Annotated in this window: 16 protein-coding genes and 1 tRNA gene; 6 read left to right on the top strand and 11 right to left on the bottom strand. The window is 63.3% G+C overall.

Annotated elements, in window-relative coordinates; all coding sequences use genetic code 11:
• Positions 1-32: 32 nt before the first annotated feature.
• Positions 33-272, bottom strand: a complete 240-nt coding sequence (locus BDOA9_RS23390; RefSeq protein WP_025036392.1) for a hypothetical protein — start codon at positions 270-272, stop codon at positions 33-35.
• A gap of 512 nt (positions 273-784) precedes the next feature.
• Between BDOA9_RS23390 and BDOA9_RS23385 the strand changes: the two genes are divergently transcribed.
• Complete coding sequence (locus BDOA9_RS23385) at positions 785-3892, top strand: DEAD/DEAH box helicase (protein ID WP_025036391.1); 3108 nt, start codon at positions 785-787, stop codon at positions 3890-3892.
• A gap of 362 nt (positions 3893-4254) precedes the next feature.
• Complete coding sequence (locus tag BDOA9_RS23380; protein ID WP_025036390.1) at positions 4255-4926, top strand: hypothetical protein; 672 nt, start codon at positions 4255-4257, stop codon at positions 4924-4926.
• 11 nt (positions 4927-4937) lie between these two features.
• Here the strand turns inward: BDOA9_RS23380 and BDOA9_RS39010 are convergent, their stop codons facing one another.
• On the bottom strand, positions 4938-5108 hold the full coding sequence (locus tag BDOA9_RS39010) for a hypothetical protein (protein ID WP_192859608.1): 171 nt from the start codon (positions 5106-5108) through the stop codon (positions 4938-4940).
• Positions 5109-5529: 421 nt separating this feature from the next.
• Here BDOA9_RS39010 and BDOA9_RS23375 point away from each other — a divergent pair, with 421 nt between their 5' ends.
• Positions 5530-5718, top strand: a complete 189-nt coding sequence (locus BDOA9_RS23375; RefSeq protein WP_152033426.1) for a hypothetical protein — start codon at positions 5530-5532, stop codon at positions 5716-5718.
• 105 nt (positions 5719-5823) lie between these two features.
• Here the strand turns inward: BDOA9_RS23375 and BDOA9_RS23370 are convergent, their stop codons facing one another.
• Genes BDOA9_RS23370 through BDOA9_RS23360 form a run of 3 tightly spaced genes read right to left on the bottom strand, consistent with a single transcriptional unit; the run spans position 5824 to position 7572 of the window.
• Positions 5824-6081, bottom strand: coding sequence for a hypothetical protein (locus tag BDOA9_RS23370; protein WP_025036388.1), 258 nt, complete (start codon positions 6079-6081; stop codon positions 5824-5826).
• Positions 6081-6689 carry a hypothetical protein gene (locus BDOA9_RS23365; protein ID WP_025036387.1) on the bottom strand — a complete coding sequence of 203 codons (609 nt, stop codon included), beginning with the start codon at positions 6687-6689 and terminating at the stop codon, positions 6081-6083. The genes BDOA9_RS23370 and BDOA9_RS23365 overlap by 1 nt, the downstream gene beginning before the upstream one ends.
• A 43-nt stretch (positions 6690-6732) precedes the next feature.
• Complete coding sequence (locus BDOA9_RS23360) at positions 6733-7572, bottom strand: type I restriction enzyme HsdR N-terminal domain-containing protein (protein ID WP_210183843.1); 840 nt, start codon at positions 7570-7572, stop codon at positions 6733-6735.
• Between the two features lie 295 nt (positions 7573-7867).
• On the opposite strand from BDOA9_RS23360, the gene BDOA9_RS23355 reads away from it, so the two are divergent.
• On the top strand, positions 7868-8056 hold the full coding sequence (locus BDOA9_RS23355) for a hypothetical protein (protein ID WP_025036385.1): 189 nt from the start codon (positions 7868-7870) through the stop codon (positions 8054-8056).
• A 1147-nt stretch (positions 8057-9203) separates the two neighbouring features.
• Here BDOA9_RS23355 and BDOA9_RS23345 read toward each other — a convergent pair.
• The 3 genes from BDOA9_RS23345 to BDOA9_RS23335 all read right to left on the bottom strand — a co-directional run bounded on the left by BDOA9_RS23345 (position 9204) and on the right by BDOA9_RS23335 (position 13079).
• Positions 9204-9279 (bottom strand) — tRNA-Lys (locus BDOA9_RS23345).
• A 321-nt stretch (positions 9280-9600) separates the two neighbouring features.
• Positions 9601-12267 carry a glycosyltransferase gene (locus tag BDOA9_RS23340; protein ID WP_025036383.1) on the bottom strand — a complete coding sequence of 889 codons (2667 nt, stop codon included), beginning with the start codon at positions 12265-12267 and terminating at the stop codon, positions 9601-9603.
• A gap of 215 nt (positions 12268-12482) precedes the next feature.
• Positions 12483-13079, bottom strand: a complete 597-nt coding sequence (locus BDOA9_RS23335) for a hypothetical protein (protein WP_025036382.1) — start codon at positions 13077-13079, stop codon at positions 12483-12485.
• 232 nt (positions 13080-13311) lie between these two features.
• Between BDOA9_RS23335 and BDOA9_RS23330 the strand changes: the two genes are divergently transcribed.
• A complete protein-coding gene (locus BDOA9_RS23330) occupies positions 13312-14967 on the top strand; it encodes a glycoside hydrolase family 17 protein (protein WP_152033425.1) in 1656 nt (551 codons plus the stop codon).
• On the opposite strand, the gene BDOA9_RS23325 is transcribed toward BDOA9_RS23330, so the two are convergent.
• Positions 14927-15307 carry a hypothetical protein gene (locus tag BDOA9_RS23325; protein ID WP_025036380.1) on the bottom strand — a complete coding sequence of 127 codons (381 nt, stop codon included), beginning with the start codon at positions 15305-15307 and terminating at the stop codon, positions 14927-14929. The two genes, BDOA9_RS23330 and BDOA9_RS23325, sit on opposite strands and share 41 nt — an antisense overlap.
• 146 nt (positions 15308-15453) lie before the next feature.
• Between BDOA9_RS23325 and BDOA9_RS39005 the strand changes: the two genes are divergently transcribed.
• The gene (locus tag BDOA9_RS39005) at positions 15454-15600 is read left to right on the top strand and encodes a DUF3072 domain-containing protein (protein ID WP_192859607.1); all 147 of its coding nucleotides are present in this window, start codon (positions 15454-15456) and stop codon (positions 15598-15600) included.
• Between the two features lie 33 nt (positions 15601-15633).
• Here the strand turns inward: BDOA9_RS39005 and BDOA9_RS39000 are convergent, their stop codons facing one another.
• Entirely contained in the window at positions 15634-15789 is a 156-nt protein-coding gene (locus BDOA9_RS39000) for a hypothetical protein (protein ID WP_192859606.1), read from the bottom strand.
• A 91-nt stretch (positions 15790-15880) separates the two neighbouring features.
• Positions 15881-16321 carry an MgtC/SapB family protein gene (locus tag BDOA9_RS23320; protein ID WP_025036379.1) on the bottom strand — a complete coding sequence of 147 codons (441 nt, stop codon included), beginning with the start codon at positions 16319-16321 and terminating at the stop codon, positions 15881-15883.
• Positions 16322-16334: the final 13 nt, after the last annotated feature.

Below are 16334 nucleotides of genomic sequence, written 5' to 3'. Positions count from 1 at the left end.
AGACGATTCCGGTCGAAACAGTCGGTCAGCCGCTATTGCTTGGCCGCCATCGTTTCCAGGCAACGGTTGAGGAAGGCGGTGCGGTCCCTCGGCAGCACCTTCTCGAGATCGGCCTGCCGCGCGCATTCGCGCTGGCGCAGCTGCTCGGCCCGGCGCTTCTCGGCCGCCTCCCGGTATTCGGGAGCGACCTTGCTGGGATCGACCAGCGTCTGTGCATGGCAGGGGACCGCCGCAAGCAGCGCGACGGCGCCGATGAAAATGAATGGTTTCAAATGATCCTCCGTCAAAGCGGGCATCATAGCGCGCGGCGAGGGCGCGCTCAAACCGGACGATGCGGTAGCCCGTTCCGGCCGGCCGGAGTTGGTCCGATCGGCCAGTCCTGGAACCTCGAATGCGTGTGAACCAATTCACAAGCGCCCGGCGAACCCGCTGCTAAGAAGAGGTCATTGCTTAACCGATTCATTTTGAACGAAACGCCCCAGCGTGGCTCCAAGCGCTGGGGTTTTTCGTGCCGCCATTCTCACGGTCAAAAGCCGGATCGAAAGGGATCGCGCCGCCGCCTCGAACGTTGCCGGGGAGGGGTGCGTTCGCATGGCAAATCCCATATGCATGGCGGCGAGCTGCCGATTCGAGGATCGAGGCGGCTCGCACTCAGTTTGCGGCGATTCAAGAGCAGAAGCGGGATCAAGTGAGGCTTTCCAAGAAGGCGGGCGTGACCAAGAAGCCGCCGAAGAAGAGCAAAGGATCGCAGCGCGCCACGATCTCGTCTTCCTCGCCTCTCGGCATGATGGCCCTTCATCTGCTTGCACAATGGAAGCAGTCCGGACGCAGCGGCATCGTCTTTCTCGCCGAGAGCGAGAACAGGGCCGAGCGGCTCGGCAGCGTCATTCACGCGCTCGACCCTTCCTGCGAGGTGATGGTGTTTCCGCGCTTGAACACGTTGCCGTTCGATCAGCTGGAGCCGTCGCACGAGCTTGCAGGGCGCAGAGCCTCCGTTCTGAGGCGTCTTGCGAAATCCAAGAAGCCGGTGTTTCTCGTCTCGACGGCGGAGGCGGTGATGGAGCGCCTGCCGCCGCCGGCCAGCCTGTCGCGCCTGAGCCTGAGCTTGAAGGTGGGCGGCCCGTTCTCCGAGCACGACCTCGAGTCCCGCCTCCAATCCCTCGGTTACGATCTCGACGACGAGCCGGACTATCCGGGCGGGGCGCTGTTTCACGGCCAGACCTTCGAGATATTTCCCGCCGGCGCGCTGGGGCCGTTCCGGATCGAGCATTCGCAGCAGACGATCAAACGGATCGTGGCGTTCGACCCGCATGAGCACAGGATCATTTTCGAAACCAGGGAGCTGCTCGTCGATCCCATGTCGGAGCGGCTCGGCCTTGCCGGCAAGGGCGGCAAGCGCGCGAGCCTGTTCGATTATTGCGCGGGCGCCAAATGGATCGCCGATGCAAGCGTTCCCTTGCACGCCGACGGATGGCTCGACACGATCGAGGAGGCCGCGCCCCGCAGCGAGCGGCAGCGCGAATATCTCGGGCGGAGCGATTGGAAGCGGCTCTCCAAGGGCATGAAGGTGTTGCCGCGGACGGCGCCGTGCCAGGCCATCCCGGAGTTCTCGAAGCTGACATCCTCCCGAAAGGCGTTGCGCGGCTTCGTCGAGGAGACGCGCCGGGCCGGGTCGCGGCTGGTCCTCGTCGCCGCGCACGAGGACGATCTGCGCGTGATGGAGCGGATGAGCGGCGTCAAGGCGGAGCGCTGTGAGGACTGGGGGGAGGTGGCGCGCGGACGGTGCGGCGAGGCGGCGCTGCTCGCCGATCTCGATGCCGGCTTCGTCGTGCCGGGGAAGAAGCCTCTGGTCGTGGTGACGGCGTCCGACGTGCTCGGCAGCCGCGCGCATCATCCGCAACCGTTGGCGCGCGCCTGGAGCGCGGCCTTCGACCATGCCGACGCGCCGGAGCAGGGCACCGTGGTCGTTCATCTCCAGCGCGGCCTTGCCGTGCTCGACGGCCTGCAGACGGTCAACACCGGCGGCGGCGCGATGCGCGAGATGATCCGCCTGAAGTTCGCCGGCGACAATGCGGTGCTGGTGCCGCCGCCCGATCTCGCCTTGATGTGGCCTTACGCCGCCGAGCTCGGCAAGGTTTCGCTCGACAAGGCGGACGGCAGCACATGGTGGGCGCGCCGCGGCGAGGCCGAGCGCGAGATCCAGATCGCGGGCAAGGCGCTCGCCAGGCACATCAGCCAGCGACGGCGGCGGCGCGGCGAAAAGCTGGTGCCGCCGGGATCGGCCTACGAGAAGTTCGTCGCGCGCTTTCCCTACTTCACGACCATCGACCAGGCCCAGGCGATCCGGGACGTGCTGGACGATCTCGCATCGGGCCATCCGATGGACCGGGTGATCTGCGGCGACGTCGGCTTCGGCAAGACCGAGGTCGCGCTGCGCGCCGCGGCCGCCGTGGTGCTGTCGGGCAAGCAGGTGGCGGTCGCGGTGCCGACGACGGTGCTGGCCCGCCAGCACGTCGCGACGTTCCAGAAGCGCTTTGCCCCGTTCGGCATCGAGGTCGGCAACCTGTCGCGCGCCACCTCGGGCGCGGCGCTGCGGGACACCAGGGAGGGCCTGCGCAGCGGCCGGATCAAGGTCGTGATCGGCACGCAGGCGCTCACCGGCAAGGACGTCAGGTTCGACGATCTCGGCCTCGTCATCGTCGACGAGGAGCAGCATTTTGGCGCGGCGGAGAAGGCCAAGCTCGCAGGGCTCGCCAGGAACGTCCATGTCCTGATGATGAGCGCGACGCCGATCCCGCGCACGCTGGCCGCCGGCCTTGCCGGCTTCCGCGATCTCAGCGTGATCGCTTCGCCCCCGGTGCACCGGCTTCCGGTCGCGACAAGGATCGCGCCGCTGTCGGATGCGGCGATCGCCTCGGCACTGCTCCGCGAGCAGCGCCGCCACGGCCAAAGTTTCTTGATCTGCCCGCGCATCCAGGATCTCGATCCCATGCTGGCGCGGGTACGGGCCGTGGCGCCGGACCTTCGCATCGTCTGTCTGCATGGCAGGCTGGCGGCCGACGAGATCGACGACCGCATGATGAGCTTCGTCGAAGGCCATGCCGACGTCCTGCTCGCGACCAACATCGTGGAGAGCGGCCTCGACATTCCCCGCGCCAACACCATCGTGGTGTGCTGGCCGGAAAAGTTCGGCCTTGCCCAGCTGCACCAGCTGCGCGGACGCGTCGGCCGCAGCGGCATCCGCGCCTTCGCGCATCTGCTCACCGAGACGGCATCAGGACAATCCGAGAAGCGCCTCGCCGTGCTCGAGGAATTCAGCCGGCCGGGCGCGGGCTTTGCCATCAGCGAGCGCGACCTCGACCTGCGAGGCGCGGGCGATCTGTTCTCGGAGCAGCAATCCGGCCACGTCCAGGTGTTCGGACCGGTGCTCTACAGCCACCTCCTGAAAATGGCCTCGGAGAAGACTGACGAGCAGCACGCTGCGCTGTGGGTGCCCGACCTCAACCTGCCGGTCGGGGACATGCTGCCCGAGAGCTACGTGCAGTCCGAGCCGGTGCGGCTCGAGCTCTATGCCCGCGCCGCGCGATGCAACGACGAGGACGATCTCGACGACCTCGAGGAGGAGACCTCCCGCCGCTTCGGACCCTTGCCGAAGCTCGCGCGCGACTTCTTCGCCGCGGCCAAGCTCAGGATCGAATGCAAGCGACGCGGCATCATCCGCCTCGACGTCGGCCCGGAAGCCGCGGCCGCGACGTTCCTGCCCGGACGCCTGCGCAAGTCACGCGGCAAGTCACTGCAACGCGACGGCGACCGCGTCGTCTATCATAGCCCGATGCGCGATGCGCCGTTCGAGCGGGTGGAGGAGCTGTTCGAGCTGCTGGACGAGGGGTAAATCAAAAACTGCGAAAACAACCCCATGCACAGTAGCTAAGTCATTGTGCGGTCATGCGTCCTGCACCGGAGACGATGGACCCCGACGTTCGACCCTTGATCCGTCGGGCAAAACAGTGGCATGATGCCAGAATTCGGAAAATCCGTTGCGGAGGCGGCCATGGTTGGGGCTGTGCGGCGAGAGCGTGCAGATCCGTAATCGACCGGGGTTTCCGAGCCGTCTGCCGGCCCGGCCGCTAACGTGGAATTAATCAGAAAAGCTCACAATTTTAGGCAGTTGTGTAAGGGTGCTGCGTACAAGGACTCGTCGTGAGGACGTTCCAAGGGCGGCCGCCTGTTGCTCGCTCATTGGGGTCCAAGCACGTGACCACGTCCTTCGAAACAGCAAGCTTCGCCGAAGAGCTCGACGCCGTCGCACTGGCCGATGCCGCGGCATCCCGGCAATCCGAGACTCCCGAGGCCGCGGAGCCGGTCAAGCGATCCAGCCGCAAACCGATCATGGCCTTTGCGCTTTGTGCGTTGGCCATCAACGGCGCGGCGGCCGTCTACACCTCGCCGGCGGATTTTTCCTCGCTGAACGTCGCTCGCCTGGCCGAGCTGCTTCCGCGTCCGGAAGCGCCCGAGCCGAAGCCGGACCCCGTCATCGCTGCGTTGAAGGACATTCAGGCGGCCCAGCAGCAACACACCGCGTTGCTGCAGCAGAACAACCAGGCGGCGGACCAGAACTCGGTTCTGCTGCAGCAGGATTCGATGCTGCTGCTGTCGCTGCGGCAGAGCATCACCGACGAGCGGATCGACGTGAAGAAGATCTCCTCGCAGCTGTCGACGCTGATCGCCAAGGTCGAATCGCTGCAGAACGTGATGATGTCGGACGTGACGTCGTCCGTTCGCAGAGCGAACGCGCGCTACGGCCTGTCCGCCGCGATGCGCAAGCGGCTGGTGCGCGAGCCCAAGCCGCTGGGGCCTCTGGGCCCGGTGTCGATCGGAGGGGCGCCACTGACCGCGCCGGCTACGGTCGCAGTGCCGGACAGCTGAAGCGAGGCGCGCTAGGCCGCTTGCTCCTCGAACGAAGAGTAGACCCGGCCGGCGGGATCGACGACCTGAACGTCCCAGCAGCCGTCCTCGACCAGCTCTCGGGCCTTCTTGAGGGCCGCCGCGAGTGAAGGCCGCTTGAGGCTGACGACGCCCGCCGTGTCGAAACCCTTGATTTCAAACATGCCGCTCCTCCGGTTTTGGGGAAGCGTACACGTTTCGCAGGCGTTGTCAGCGGGTTTTGTGGATTTCAACTACCCGGCCGCAGCGCAGCGCGGCGCAAGTACGAGGGGACGGGGATGGGGCGATGTTCCATCCCGGCAGCCTCGATCCAACACGCGATGGCATCCTGATATTGATCGCGGGTCACTGCGGCGCTGGTTGATAGGTTTCACAAGAGTATACCCACCGAATTGATCGTGGCGTTCGCCAGATGCCTCGACATCGCCCTGACGATCGCGATTGAGCGGCGGCGGACGGCTTGTGACACCGAGAGGCGAGCTTGAGAGTATCCGCTTCACAGGAGGGTGATCTGGCTCACAGTCGGCCGCAGTGGCCGGACACATTCTCGCCTGCGCAGCTATGGTACTGCAAAAGGAGAGACCAATGACCAATACAGCCGATTTCAAGGTTACCGAATTGGACTCTGATGAACTCGATCGCGTGGTGGGCGGAATTATCGTCGTAGGTGGATTACAGCACCGATTTGCCGTTTCGCACCAAGCCTCCGCGCTCGACCGTGTGGCCCTCAATCCTCAGCCGCTTCCCCCGAAGGTGTTTTTGTTGGGCCATTGAGCCCGCCGAAACCCGTCGGCTTCCCGGGCCGGCGGGTTTTTGCTGACCTGGGAAATTTACGGGCGGTCTCAAAGCGAGGTCGTATCCCCGGCCAGCCCGTTGCATTTAGAGAGGATCGTCATCGCCAGCGAAGTACGTCGGCGACAGCATATTAGGGAATGCCTTGCAGAAGTCCGCCACGATCGCCTCTGCGGTCTGCGCCAAATGCTTCAAAGCCAAAATCGCCGGCTGGCCTGCGAAGGGACCATCCAAAAGAATCAAATGCAGCGTCATATCAAAATTGCTCAGATCGACGGCTCCGCTTCTGTCCATGTAGATCGGAAAGCCGCCTGTCAGAATGGTCTTCTTGTGTAGAGGTCCCATCAGAAGTTCGTTGGCTGGGACGTAGTCGTTTGGCGGGGGCGCCTTTGTGGAGAGCCGCGGATTTCCGCCACCTGTGAAAGTGGCGTCGTCAGCCGATGTTTATCCCCGTTGTTGAGCTGATCGAGTCCGTTGATGGCATCGCTGTACTTCTCAACGATCTTTACGGCTTCATCGCCAGCCCTGATCAGGAATGTGCTTTTGATCGCTTGCTGAAGACCGTTCTTGCCGGGGAACGGGTACTGAATTTTCCTCTGCAGATTTTCATCGGGAACGTGTCGCGACGTCACCTTCCAGGCAATGTGGTCGAGCGTGGATCTCAGGTTATTGGCGACATCCCCAATCATCAGGCCGAAGCGAAGCGGTACGCTGTAGGGCGCATTGAACAGCATGCGCGTGCCGCCGGCCAGGCCGGATCGCTGTAAACGAAAGGTGCAAGTGGCTTTCAGATGCTCGGATGATTGCCGATCCAATTCGGCGATGTGCCTGTTTGCCCATTCGAGCTTTGCCGCAGCACTTTGAAAAATTCCCTCTACGCGGACCATCTCAAGAAAGGTGCGATCTCGGTCGCGCCGCCCGGGAAAGAATCCGAATTTCGGCGTGTCGGTCATTTCCCCTTCCTCAGCCGGATCTCGACCAACTGGCAGCTTTTACCTAAGTCGTTTGCAGTGTGGCTTGGGCAGCCGCAACTTCGTTCGGCACGTTGGCAGCCTCAGCCTTCTCCCTCTCTGACGCCTTCTTGAGTTTTTTCACATATGCTGTGGCGGCCTGTGCCTCTTCGCTGTCGACCAGTTCCCGCTTTACTATTTCATTTTCCAACAACGAGGACAGATATTCAGGATCTAGCCTTAGGCCCGAGAGCCGGCGAACCTCCTTGCGGATAGCTTCCAACATCTTGTCGGTTCGCAATATGGCAGCGATTGTATATTTGCTACTGGTTTGCTTTTCGGTCAGCAGCTCGGTCAGCGAGTCCTTCGAATAGCCTTCGGCGCTTAAGCTGCCGAAGCATCCAACTACGTCGTCGCTCTTGCAATCGCATGACAGTACGTCGATTTCGAAGACGAGCGTCTTATCGATCGGTTTGCCGAATTTCAGATTGTACAGTCTCCAGATCGCGCCATTCGACAGGACAACCCAAGACACGCCTTCGTTGGCAGCATAGTCGACAGCTTGCTTGACGTGAGAATCCTTCAGCTCGACGCCAATGGCTTTTGCCTCAATTAAGAACCGCTTCTTATTATCGACCGTTACGACGCGGTCGACGTAGGTGCCGCGGATGGCATGCTCACTGGAAACTTCCTTGTATTTGTCGTAGCCCAGCGCGTCGCAGAGGAAGTCAGTGATGATAGTTACTGTATCGGCTTCGCCTATGTCCCGCTGCTTCGCCGTTTCCAGCACCTTCTGATATTTTTTTAGTTGTGCTGAGATTCGCGCCGATACTTTCCCTGAAACCCCCATGCGCCGCCCCCAGTAAAATAGCTCTGAAAACTGCATGATTCCGCACCTCCGCCGCTCGGGCAAGGGTTTAGGTGGACCAGTTTATCGCGCGATGACGTTATGGTTTCTTGAGCCCGATCTCGACAAGCCGGCGGATCGCCTCGGAGCGGGTCTCTAACCATGCACGGCCCGCTATCCGTCGAGCGCCGCCAGCGGCGCTGTGCAAATGGCCGGCCTAGCTCGATATACAATAGTAGCACGTCCGTCCGAATGTGAGCGGGGTCACTGAAGAGGCCCGCTCGTTGGACCATGCTGTAGGAGTAAGAAGCAGCTCGTACAGCGGAGAAGACAAATGAATCCCGAACATATCCTCAGCGATGAAGAACTGGAGAAGGTGTCTGGCGGAAAAGAAGCAACGGCCATTCTGCAGCTGAGTATTCCCGGTTTCAAGTTCACGTACTACGATAACGGCACCTCCATCACGACCACCCCGGAGCGCAGCATGATTCAGACGCGCGGCGGATCGGCCCATAGGGTCTAATCTGGCCGGGAATAGGCCACCGAAACGAAACGCCACCAAGCCGGATCACGCTGGTGGCGTTCCGCTCTCGCGCAACGAACGAGCGAGCTTGATGGCCTCTATTTGCGCTTCCGTTTCGCTAGGCAAATCGTGCGCTCCGAAGTCCGAAACGAAATGCGCATCAATAAGCTTGTAAGTAAAAAGAGGCATCGGGATTGCCCGAGATAGCGCGAACAGCAAAGCCCCTGATGGACTAGCCAAGCAGGGGCTCGCGGATGGACCGGCGTGAGGCTCGAGTATGAGGTGTCGCCCCAAGTACCCGCATTACTGAAACAAACGACCGGCTCAGTTGGCTCGCAGAAATATTGTGCAAGCCGCGCAAATAAAAGGCCCGCCGCGCCGGGCCTTCAATGCCTCGCGAGATTCGAAGCGAAAAACTCGTTCCGCAAATGGCGTTTGATATTCTCGGGGTGGCGCTCGCCTTGGGCAGCGAGCTTGAGGACGCGTTCGGCGACCTCGACTGCGGTCCGTCGATTCTGCTGGGTGAATGTCGGACTGGAAAGAACGTCGTCCAGGACGTCGCGAAGCATTTGCACGGTGGCTGCATCATAAGACATGAGCCAGTTCCTAATAGTTAGAGCTACAACGAGCGGCGCCGAACTCGAAATACGCGTCTCGGCGGGCCTATTTTCTAACTGGGCTCTGAAATCCCAGTTGGCTCTCAAAATGCAATGGCTGTGCCACAGGCTTGTGACGGAGCAGGGCGCCGCCGCTGTTACAGCGTCGGTTCGAGCTTCCTGATCTCCTCAAGCCGGGCCAGGCAAAACTCGCGGTACAAGGTGGCAATAAGCGTCCACATGGCAATCCCCCTTAGGTCAACAAAGCGACGCGCTAGGACGGCTTTGTTTCAGTGGTGCTTCGAGGCCCGAGGGAAATGGCTTCGTGAGCTGGCAACGAGTTTGCGCGAAGTGTCTGCCACCGGATTGGGCTTTAGGTCGCCCGCTGTAAACGCCGGCAGCTGCCGCTCGGCCCGTCCTGCCGATCACCGCCCGCGCCAGCACTGTGGGAGATGCGGGCCAATCCCGGGCATTTCCGTGATTTGTGCCCCTGACGTGCCCCCAGACTGCAGCAAGCAATGATCTGATCAGCCACAACCTACTGATTTTACTGGTGAGCGCGCTGGGGCTCGAACCCAGGACCCCGTGATTAAAAGTCACGTGCTCTACCGGCTGAGCTACGCGCTCCCATGGCCGCTGATGGCTAAGAATAAGAGATCGCCATCGTCGTCGGACATTCGAGAGGCATGTCTTGCCGCTTCGCATAAAGGTCGCGTCGCGGGGAAAACCGGCTGTTTCCGGATCATGCCTTCGGCCCGCGCTGTGTAGGGGGAGTGGCTGCGGAGGTCAATAGTGCGGGTGGTTGCCGAAGATCGCGGCAGCAGCGGGGATTTGTTTGGGCTATCCGCCGCTTAGGCCACGATTCTCATCTCAATTGGTGGCTGGTCATCCACGCCGAAGACCTCGTCGATTTGAAGCACGAGGTCCCAAGACCGGCGTGGAGCAGGGTCAGTTCGCCTCCCGCCGCACCTCGGTCGGCACGGCTTGCGGCGCGCCTACGGGGGGCAGCGCGACCGGACGCAGGCCAATCAGCTCGGCGGTGCGGATCGCGCTGTCGTGCCAGAACTGGAACGAGTTGATGCGGCTCAGCTCGAGGATGGCGATCGCGACAGCGGCCAGGAACGGCAGGCTCTGCAACACCAAGACGCCGGCGAAGATGTAGATCTCGGTGATCTGCCGATAATTGTTGGTGGCGATCAGCACGCCGGCGCCGATCAGCAGGAGCGCGCCGATCACGGCCTCCCAGAACGCCTGGAACTCGATCGACATCCTGGACAGGCCGCCCTTGGAGGTGCGGGCGAAGGCGATGTGCTCGGTGATCAGGCCCTGCGCCACCGCGCGCGACACCGTCCATTGCACGCTCATCGCCGCGATCATGGCGCCCAGCATCTGGCCGGGCTTGATGGCGACGCGGGCGCGGTACATCGACAGGAAGTGCGCCAGCGAGACGATGAAGGCGCCGATGATCGGGAGCGTCAGGATCTTGTCGGGGATGGCGATGTCGGCGAAGGCGACGATCGGCACCCAGACGAGGTTGAGCAGCGCCACCACCACGCCGAGGCTTTCGGCGCCCAGCCAGTTCAGCCAGCCGAGGCCATATTCGCGCTTCTGGTCGGGCGTCAGCCGGCTCGCGCCGGGCAGGAAGCGGCGCCAGTGCTTCTTGACGATCTGCAGGCCGCCATAGGCCCAGCGGTGGCGCTGCTTCTTGAAGGCCTCGTAGGTGTCGGGCAAGAGGCCCGCGCCGTAGCGGGTGTTGGTGTAGTGGGTGGTCCAGCCGAGCTCCTGGATGGCAAGGCCAAGATCGGAATCCTCGCAGATCGTGTCGCTCGACCAGCCTCCGGCCATGTCCATCGCGGCGCGGCGGATCAGGCACATCGTGCCGTGCACGATGATGGCGTTGGCCTCGTTGCGCTGGACCATGCCGATGTCGAAGAAGCCGGCATATTCGCCGTTCATGATGTAGTGCATGATCGACAGGTCGCCGTCGCGGTGCTCCTGCGGCGCCTGCACGAGGCCAACGCGCGGGTCGGCGAAAGCGGGCACGAGGTCCTTGAGCCAGTCGGGCTCGACGACATAGTCGGCATCGAGGATGCCGATGATCTCGGCATCGGCCGCGGTGCGGTCCATCGCGATTCGTAGCGCGCCGGCCTTGAAGCCCTGCACCTTCTCGGCGTTGATGAACTTGAAGCGTTCACCGAGCGCGCGGCAATGGTCCTGGATCGGCTGCCAGAAGGCGGGATCCGGCGTGTTGTTGATGATCACCACGCATTCGTAGTTCGGATAGTTCAGCCGCGACAGCGCATCCAGCGTCTGCTTCAGCATCTCGACCGGCTCGAAATAAGCGGGGATGTGGATCGAGACCTTGGGGCAGTAATTCTCGGGCACGTTCGCGACCGGCTTGTCCTTCGTGATCAGCCGCTGCGGCGGCCGGCCGAAGGCGACCGCGGCGATCTCGTCGATGCGCGCCATCGCGATGAGGACGAGCGGAACGAGCAGGATCATGCCCAGCGTCAACGCGAAGGCCGAGCCGAAGATGAAGTAGTGGCTGTTCCAGAACGCGAACACGGTCGCGGCCCAGGCGCCGACGCCGTTGGCGGTCGCCGACAGCAGGAAAGCTTGCCTCGCGGTCGCCTTTTCGATCCGCAGGATCGGCAGCGACAGCAGCACGCCAACCAGCAGCGCGATGCCCATCAGCTTCCAATAGTCCGGATTCTCGACCGGGCCGGTCCAGGCGAATTTCGGCTCGCGGCTGGCGTTGAGCACGCCCCAATACGGACCGACGCCGCCTTCGAAGAACTTCCAGGGCTGATCGATGGCTTCGACGATGTTGTATTCCATGCCGATGGCTTCGGCGCGGCTGACGAAGTTGCGCAGCACCAGCGCCTGCTGGAACGGGCCCGGATCGGCGTTGCGTAAGTTGTAGCCCTGGCTCGGCCAGCCGAACTCGGCGATCACGATGCGCTTGCCGGGGAACAGGTTGCGCAGCAGGTTGTAGCGGTCGACGGCCTGATCGACGGCCTGGTCCGAGCGGAAGTTTTCCCAATAGGGCAGCACGTGCGCCGCGATGAAATCGACACTGGAGGCGAGCTCGGGATTGTCGCGCCAGATGTTCCAGATCTCGCCGGTGGTGACGGGCACGCGGACCGCGCCCTTCACCTTCTTGATCATGTCGATGAGGTCTTCGACCTTCTGCTCGCCGCGGTAGATCACCTCGTTGCCGACGACGACGCCGACGACGTTGCTGTTCTTGCGGGCGAGCTCGATGGCCGCCTTGATCTCGCGCTGGTTGCGATCCTTGTCCTTGTCGATCCAGGCGCCGACGGTGACCTTGAGGCCGAACTCGGCCGCGATCGGCGGCACCAGCTCCACGCCGCCGGTCGACGAGTAGAGGCGGATCGCGCGCGTCATGGTCGACAGTGTCTTCAGGTCGGCGCGGATTTTCTCGACCGTCGGGATGTTGTCGATGTCGGGGTGGGCCGAGCCTTCGAACGGCGCGTAGGAGACGCTGGGCAACAGGCCTTTGAAGTCAGGCGCGGGTTCCTTCTCGCGCAGGACTCCCCAGACGCCTGCATGGAGCGCAGACACGAGCAACAGAACGGCGGCGACAACGCGCATCGCGGCTAAACCAATAGGGGCTGAGGTGGCAGGGAAGCGGATCTGACCCCGAGATCCGACCGTGTCCGCGGCAAAGGAAGCATACCTCCACCGCGCGGTTTCACAACTGTCATGGCCTCATGTCCTTATGAGGGCATGGCATTTTGGGACGAGCGGCAGTGCCGACCGCAGATATCGCCCGTCGTTCCTGAACGGAGGCTGAAGCCGGCCTGCGACTATTTGGATGGGCCCGGCGTCGGACTGGCCGCGGGCGAGGGGCTCGCTGCCGGCTGGGGCTGCGAGGCGCCGGGAGCCGGGGTGGGCGACGGTGAGGCGGCCGCCGTCGTCTGCTGCGGCTGCGCAGCCGGGTTGATCCAACAGGCCTGGGTCAGATTGTTCAGGGTATTCGGAGCCTTGTCGTCGATCTGAGGGAGAAAGCGGGTCAAGCAGCGGAACGCGGCCTGGATGTGGCCGCCGGGACAGCCGAACCGATCGTAGAGATCGATGTGGCGGAAGGCGGTATCGAGGTCGTCCCTGTACATCAACTGAACCGCACGGCGGCCGAGCCAAACGCATTCGGGGTTGCCGGCCGGACCGTTGATGGTGCGGGCAGCCTCGGCGAACTCGTCAGTTCGCTTCTGGTTCTGATTCTGGGCGGCGTCCTTGGCGGCCTCGGCGGGCTGGGCGGCCGCCTTGCCCTGGTCGGGGGTCGGCGTGCCGCTCTGGGCGGAGGCGCCGCCAACGGCGATCAGAACGAGCAGGCAGGAGACGGCCAAGGTGGCGGCGAACTGCCGCAGGACCGCATTTCGTGACTCGAACACCCGTTGCCGCATGAATTCCCCAATGTATCCGCTGGCCGTCCGCGTCAGGAGGTCCGCGGACGCGCCAGCTGATGGCGTCCAAATGGGTCTCCAATGCGGCGGAAAAGTCTTTCGGAGTCCATGACCTGTATTTCGAATTTTGTCCAGCAAAGTCACGATCCTAGATCACGGTCGAACGGCCAAAGGTAAATTCCCTGGGGGCGCGAGGGATCCACCTTGGGTGCCCCCTTGGCAGACGGCGTGGATGCAGGTAATCGACGGCCCTTCGCGGAGGACGGAACCGATTTCTCTTCGTACGCCACTGGCGCTTCTGCTCGTCTCACTGGGTGCGATCGCTGCCGTGTGGTGGTGGCTTGCCACGCCGATCACGCTCGCGCGCGCCCCGATCGACCCCGCCGACAAGGTTCAATGCGTCTCCTACGCGCCGTTCCGCGGCGAGCAGACGCCGCTGGAATCCTGGACCCATATCGAGGCCGACCAGATCGAGCAGGACCTGCGCCAGCTCAAGGAGATCACCGACTGCGTCCGCACCTATTCGATGGAGAACGGGCTCGACCAGGTGCCGGCGATCGCCGCCAAGGTCGGCGGACTGAAAGTGCTGCAGGGCATCTGGCTCTCCAGCAACCGCACCAAGAATTACGAGCAGGCCGGGCTTGCCATCCGCCTCACCAAGCAATTCCCCGACATCATCACCTCGGTCATCGTCGGCAACGAGGTGCTGCTGCGCGGCGAGATGACGACGGCGGACCTCGTCTCGCTCATCCGCCTGGTGAAGACGCAGGTCAACGTGCCCGTCACCTATGCCGATGTCTGGGAATATTGGCTGAAGAACCGCGAAGTCTATGACGCGGTCGACTTCGTCACGATTCACATCCTGCCCTACTGGGAGGATTTCCCCATCAAGGCGAAATTCGCCTCCGCTCATATCCAGGCGATCCGCGAGCGCATGGCGGTGGCGTTTCCCGGCAAGGAGATCCTGATCGGCGAAACCGGCTGGCCGAGCGCGGGCCGCATGCGCGACGGCGCGCTGCCCTCGCGCACCAACCAGGCGCGTGTCGTTTCGGAAATCCTGGCCCTCGCGAAGGCGCAGAAATTCCGCGTCAACCTGATCGAGTCCTACGACCAGCCGTGGAAGCGCAAGCTGGAAGGCACCGTCGGCGGCTATTGGGGCCTCTACGATTCCGTGGGGCGGAATCTGAAATATCCGCCGGGCCAGTCGATCAGCAATTTCCCGTACTGGAAATGGTACATGGGCGCCGGCATGGGACTTTCCGTGCTGGTGTTCGCGGTCGCGCTGATCACGCTGCGCCGGCGGCCGTGGACGCCGCGCTTCCCGGCCTGGCTCGGCGTCGGCCTCTCGGCGACGACGGCCGGAATCCTGCTCGGGATCGGCGCCGACAAGATGTATTACGAGAGCTACGGCATCGGCGGCTGGCTGCTCTGGGGCGCGCTGCTGCTGGCCGGCATCCTGTCGCCGATCTTCTGCGCGCAGGCGATGGTGATCGGCCGCAGCCTGCCGACCTTCCTCGACCTGCTCGGCCCGCGCGAGGGCCGGAAATGGTCGAAGCTCACCGCGGTGCTCGGCCTGACGCTGGCGGTGACGGCGGTGATCGCGGCCGCGACCGCGCTCGGCTTCGTGTTCGACCCGCGCTACAAGGATTTCCCCTACGCCGCGCTGACGATGGCGGTGGTGCCGTTCGCGCTCCTGATGCTGAACCGGCCGCAGATCGGCCAGCGTCCGATCGCGGAGGCGGTGTTCGCGGGAGTGCTGGCGCTGTCGGCCGTGTACGTGCTCTTCAACGAAGGCCGCGACAATTGGCAGTCGCTGTGGACCTGCGCGGTCTACCTGCTGTTCGCCCTCACGCTGTGGCGGGCGCGGGCCGAGCAAAGCCAAGGATGAGCAGGCCGATCGCAAGGCCCGACAGCACGACATTGTAGAGCACGATGCCGAGGCCCGCGGCGACGAGGCCGACGGTGAGCAGCACGATCGACGGCCGCATCAGGTTCAGCGTTGCGACCACCAGCGCCACGATGCCGAACACCGAATTCTTGAACAGCACGGTTGCGACCGACCGCGACTTGCAGACCAGCGTCTGAAGCCCGGCGTCGCAGGCGAGCGCAACCTGCGAAAACTCGATCGCGAGATAGCGCACGTAGAGCGCGCAGCCGAGGGTGACGAATCCCACCACGAGCAGGAACTGCACCTGGTAGGGCGTGAGGCGGAAGGGCTTCTTTGTCATGGCGGCAATATGGTCGGGAAGGCGCGGGCAGGCAACAGGGCAGGCGAGGTTTCTATTGATCCGCCCGGACACCGTCCAGGAACAGGCGAGCCTCCCGCTGGTTCTCAACATGTGTTGCCGAAGGCATTGCCGTCGAGGAGTGAGGCATGGAGAAGCCGACGCAGGAGCAGCTCAGCGAGCTCAAGAGGCTGAGCAAGGAGGCGCGGGTCGAGGATTGGTCGGACATCGTCCAATCCAAGGACGAGGCGGAGATGCGCATCCGTGACCTGAAGGAAAAGGCGCGCATGGAATAGTCGTCGCCTGCGCCGACGGCGATCAGCGGGCGATCAATTGCGACCTTGCGTGTTCCGGCTCTGCTCCGCCAGCCGGCGCTCGTATTTTTCAGCCAAGGCGAGCAGTCGTTTCCTGATGTGGGGATCGGCCCGGTCGGCCAGGTCGCGGATCAACGCGAGTTGCTCCCGCAGAAAGTTCGCGTCGGTCATCTCCGCTCCGAATCGAATTCGTTGCGGATAGTGCCGTCTTACGCAAACCTCTTCCGTATCATTTGGTACGTCCCGGCAGGCCGCCGGCGCGCTATTTCAAGCCCAGCCGGCGCTCGACCCAGCCGAGAACGAACAGCACGAGCAACGTCACCGCGATCGCGGCGCCGACGAGCAGCCACGCGCCGAGCGCGCACGCAATGCCAAGGCCCGCCGCAATCCACACGGTTGCGGCCGTGGTGAGGCCGTGAACCGTCTTCGCCTTGGCGTCGTGCAGGATGACGCCTGCGCCGATGAAGCCGACACCGGTCAATACGCCGGCAACGACGCCCTGGATGACCCGGGAGATCGCATCCGGATGCTCGCGCAGGTTCTGGAACTCGATCACCGAGATCGACACCAGTGCGGAGCCGAGAGCGACCAGCGCCAGGGTTCGCATTCCCACCGGCTTGTCGTTCATGTCGCGGTCGATGCCGATCAGGAGGCCCGTACCCGCCGCGACGAGCAGTCTCAGCACATCATCAAGTTCGTTCATCGGATGCCGCAAG

Source organism: Bradyrhizobium sp. DOA9, assembly GCF_000617845.2.
In the GTDB taxonomy this organism is placed as follows: Bacteria; Pseudomonadota; Alphaproteobacteria; order Rhizobiales; family Xanthobacteraceae; genus Bradyrhizobium.
Note: the sequence above shows the minus strand (reverse complement) of the source record. Positions and strands in the feature narration are given on the sequence as shown.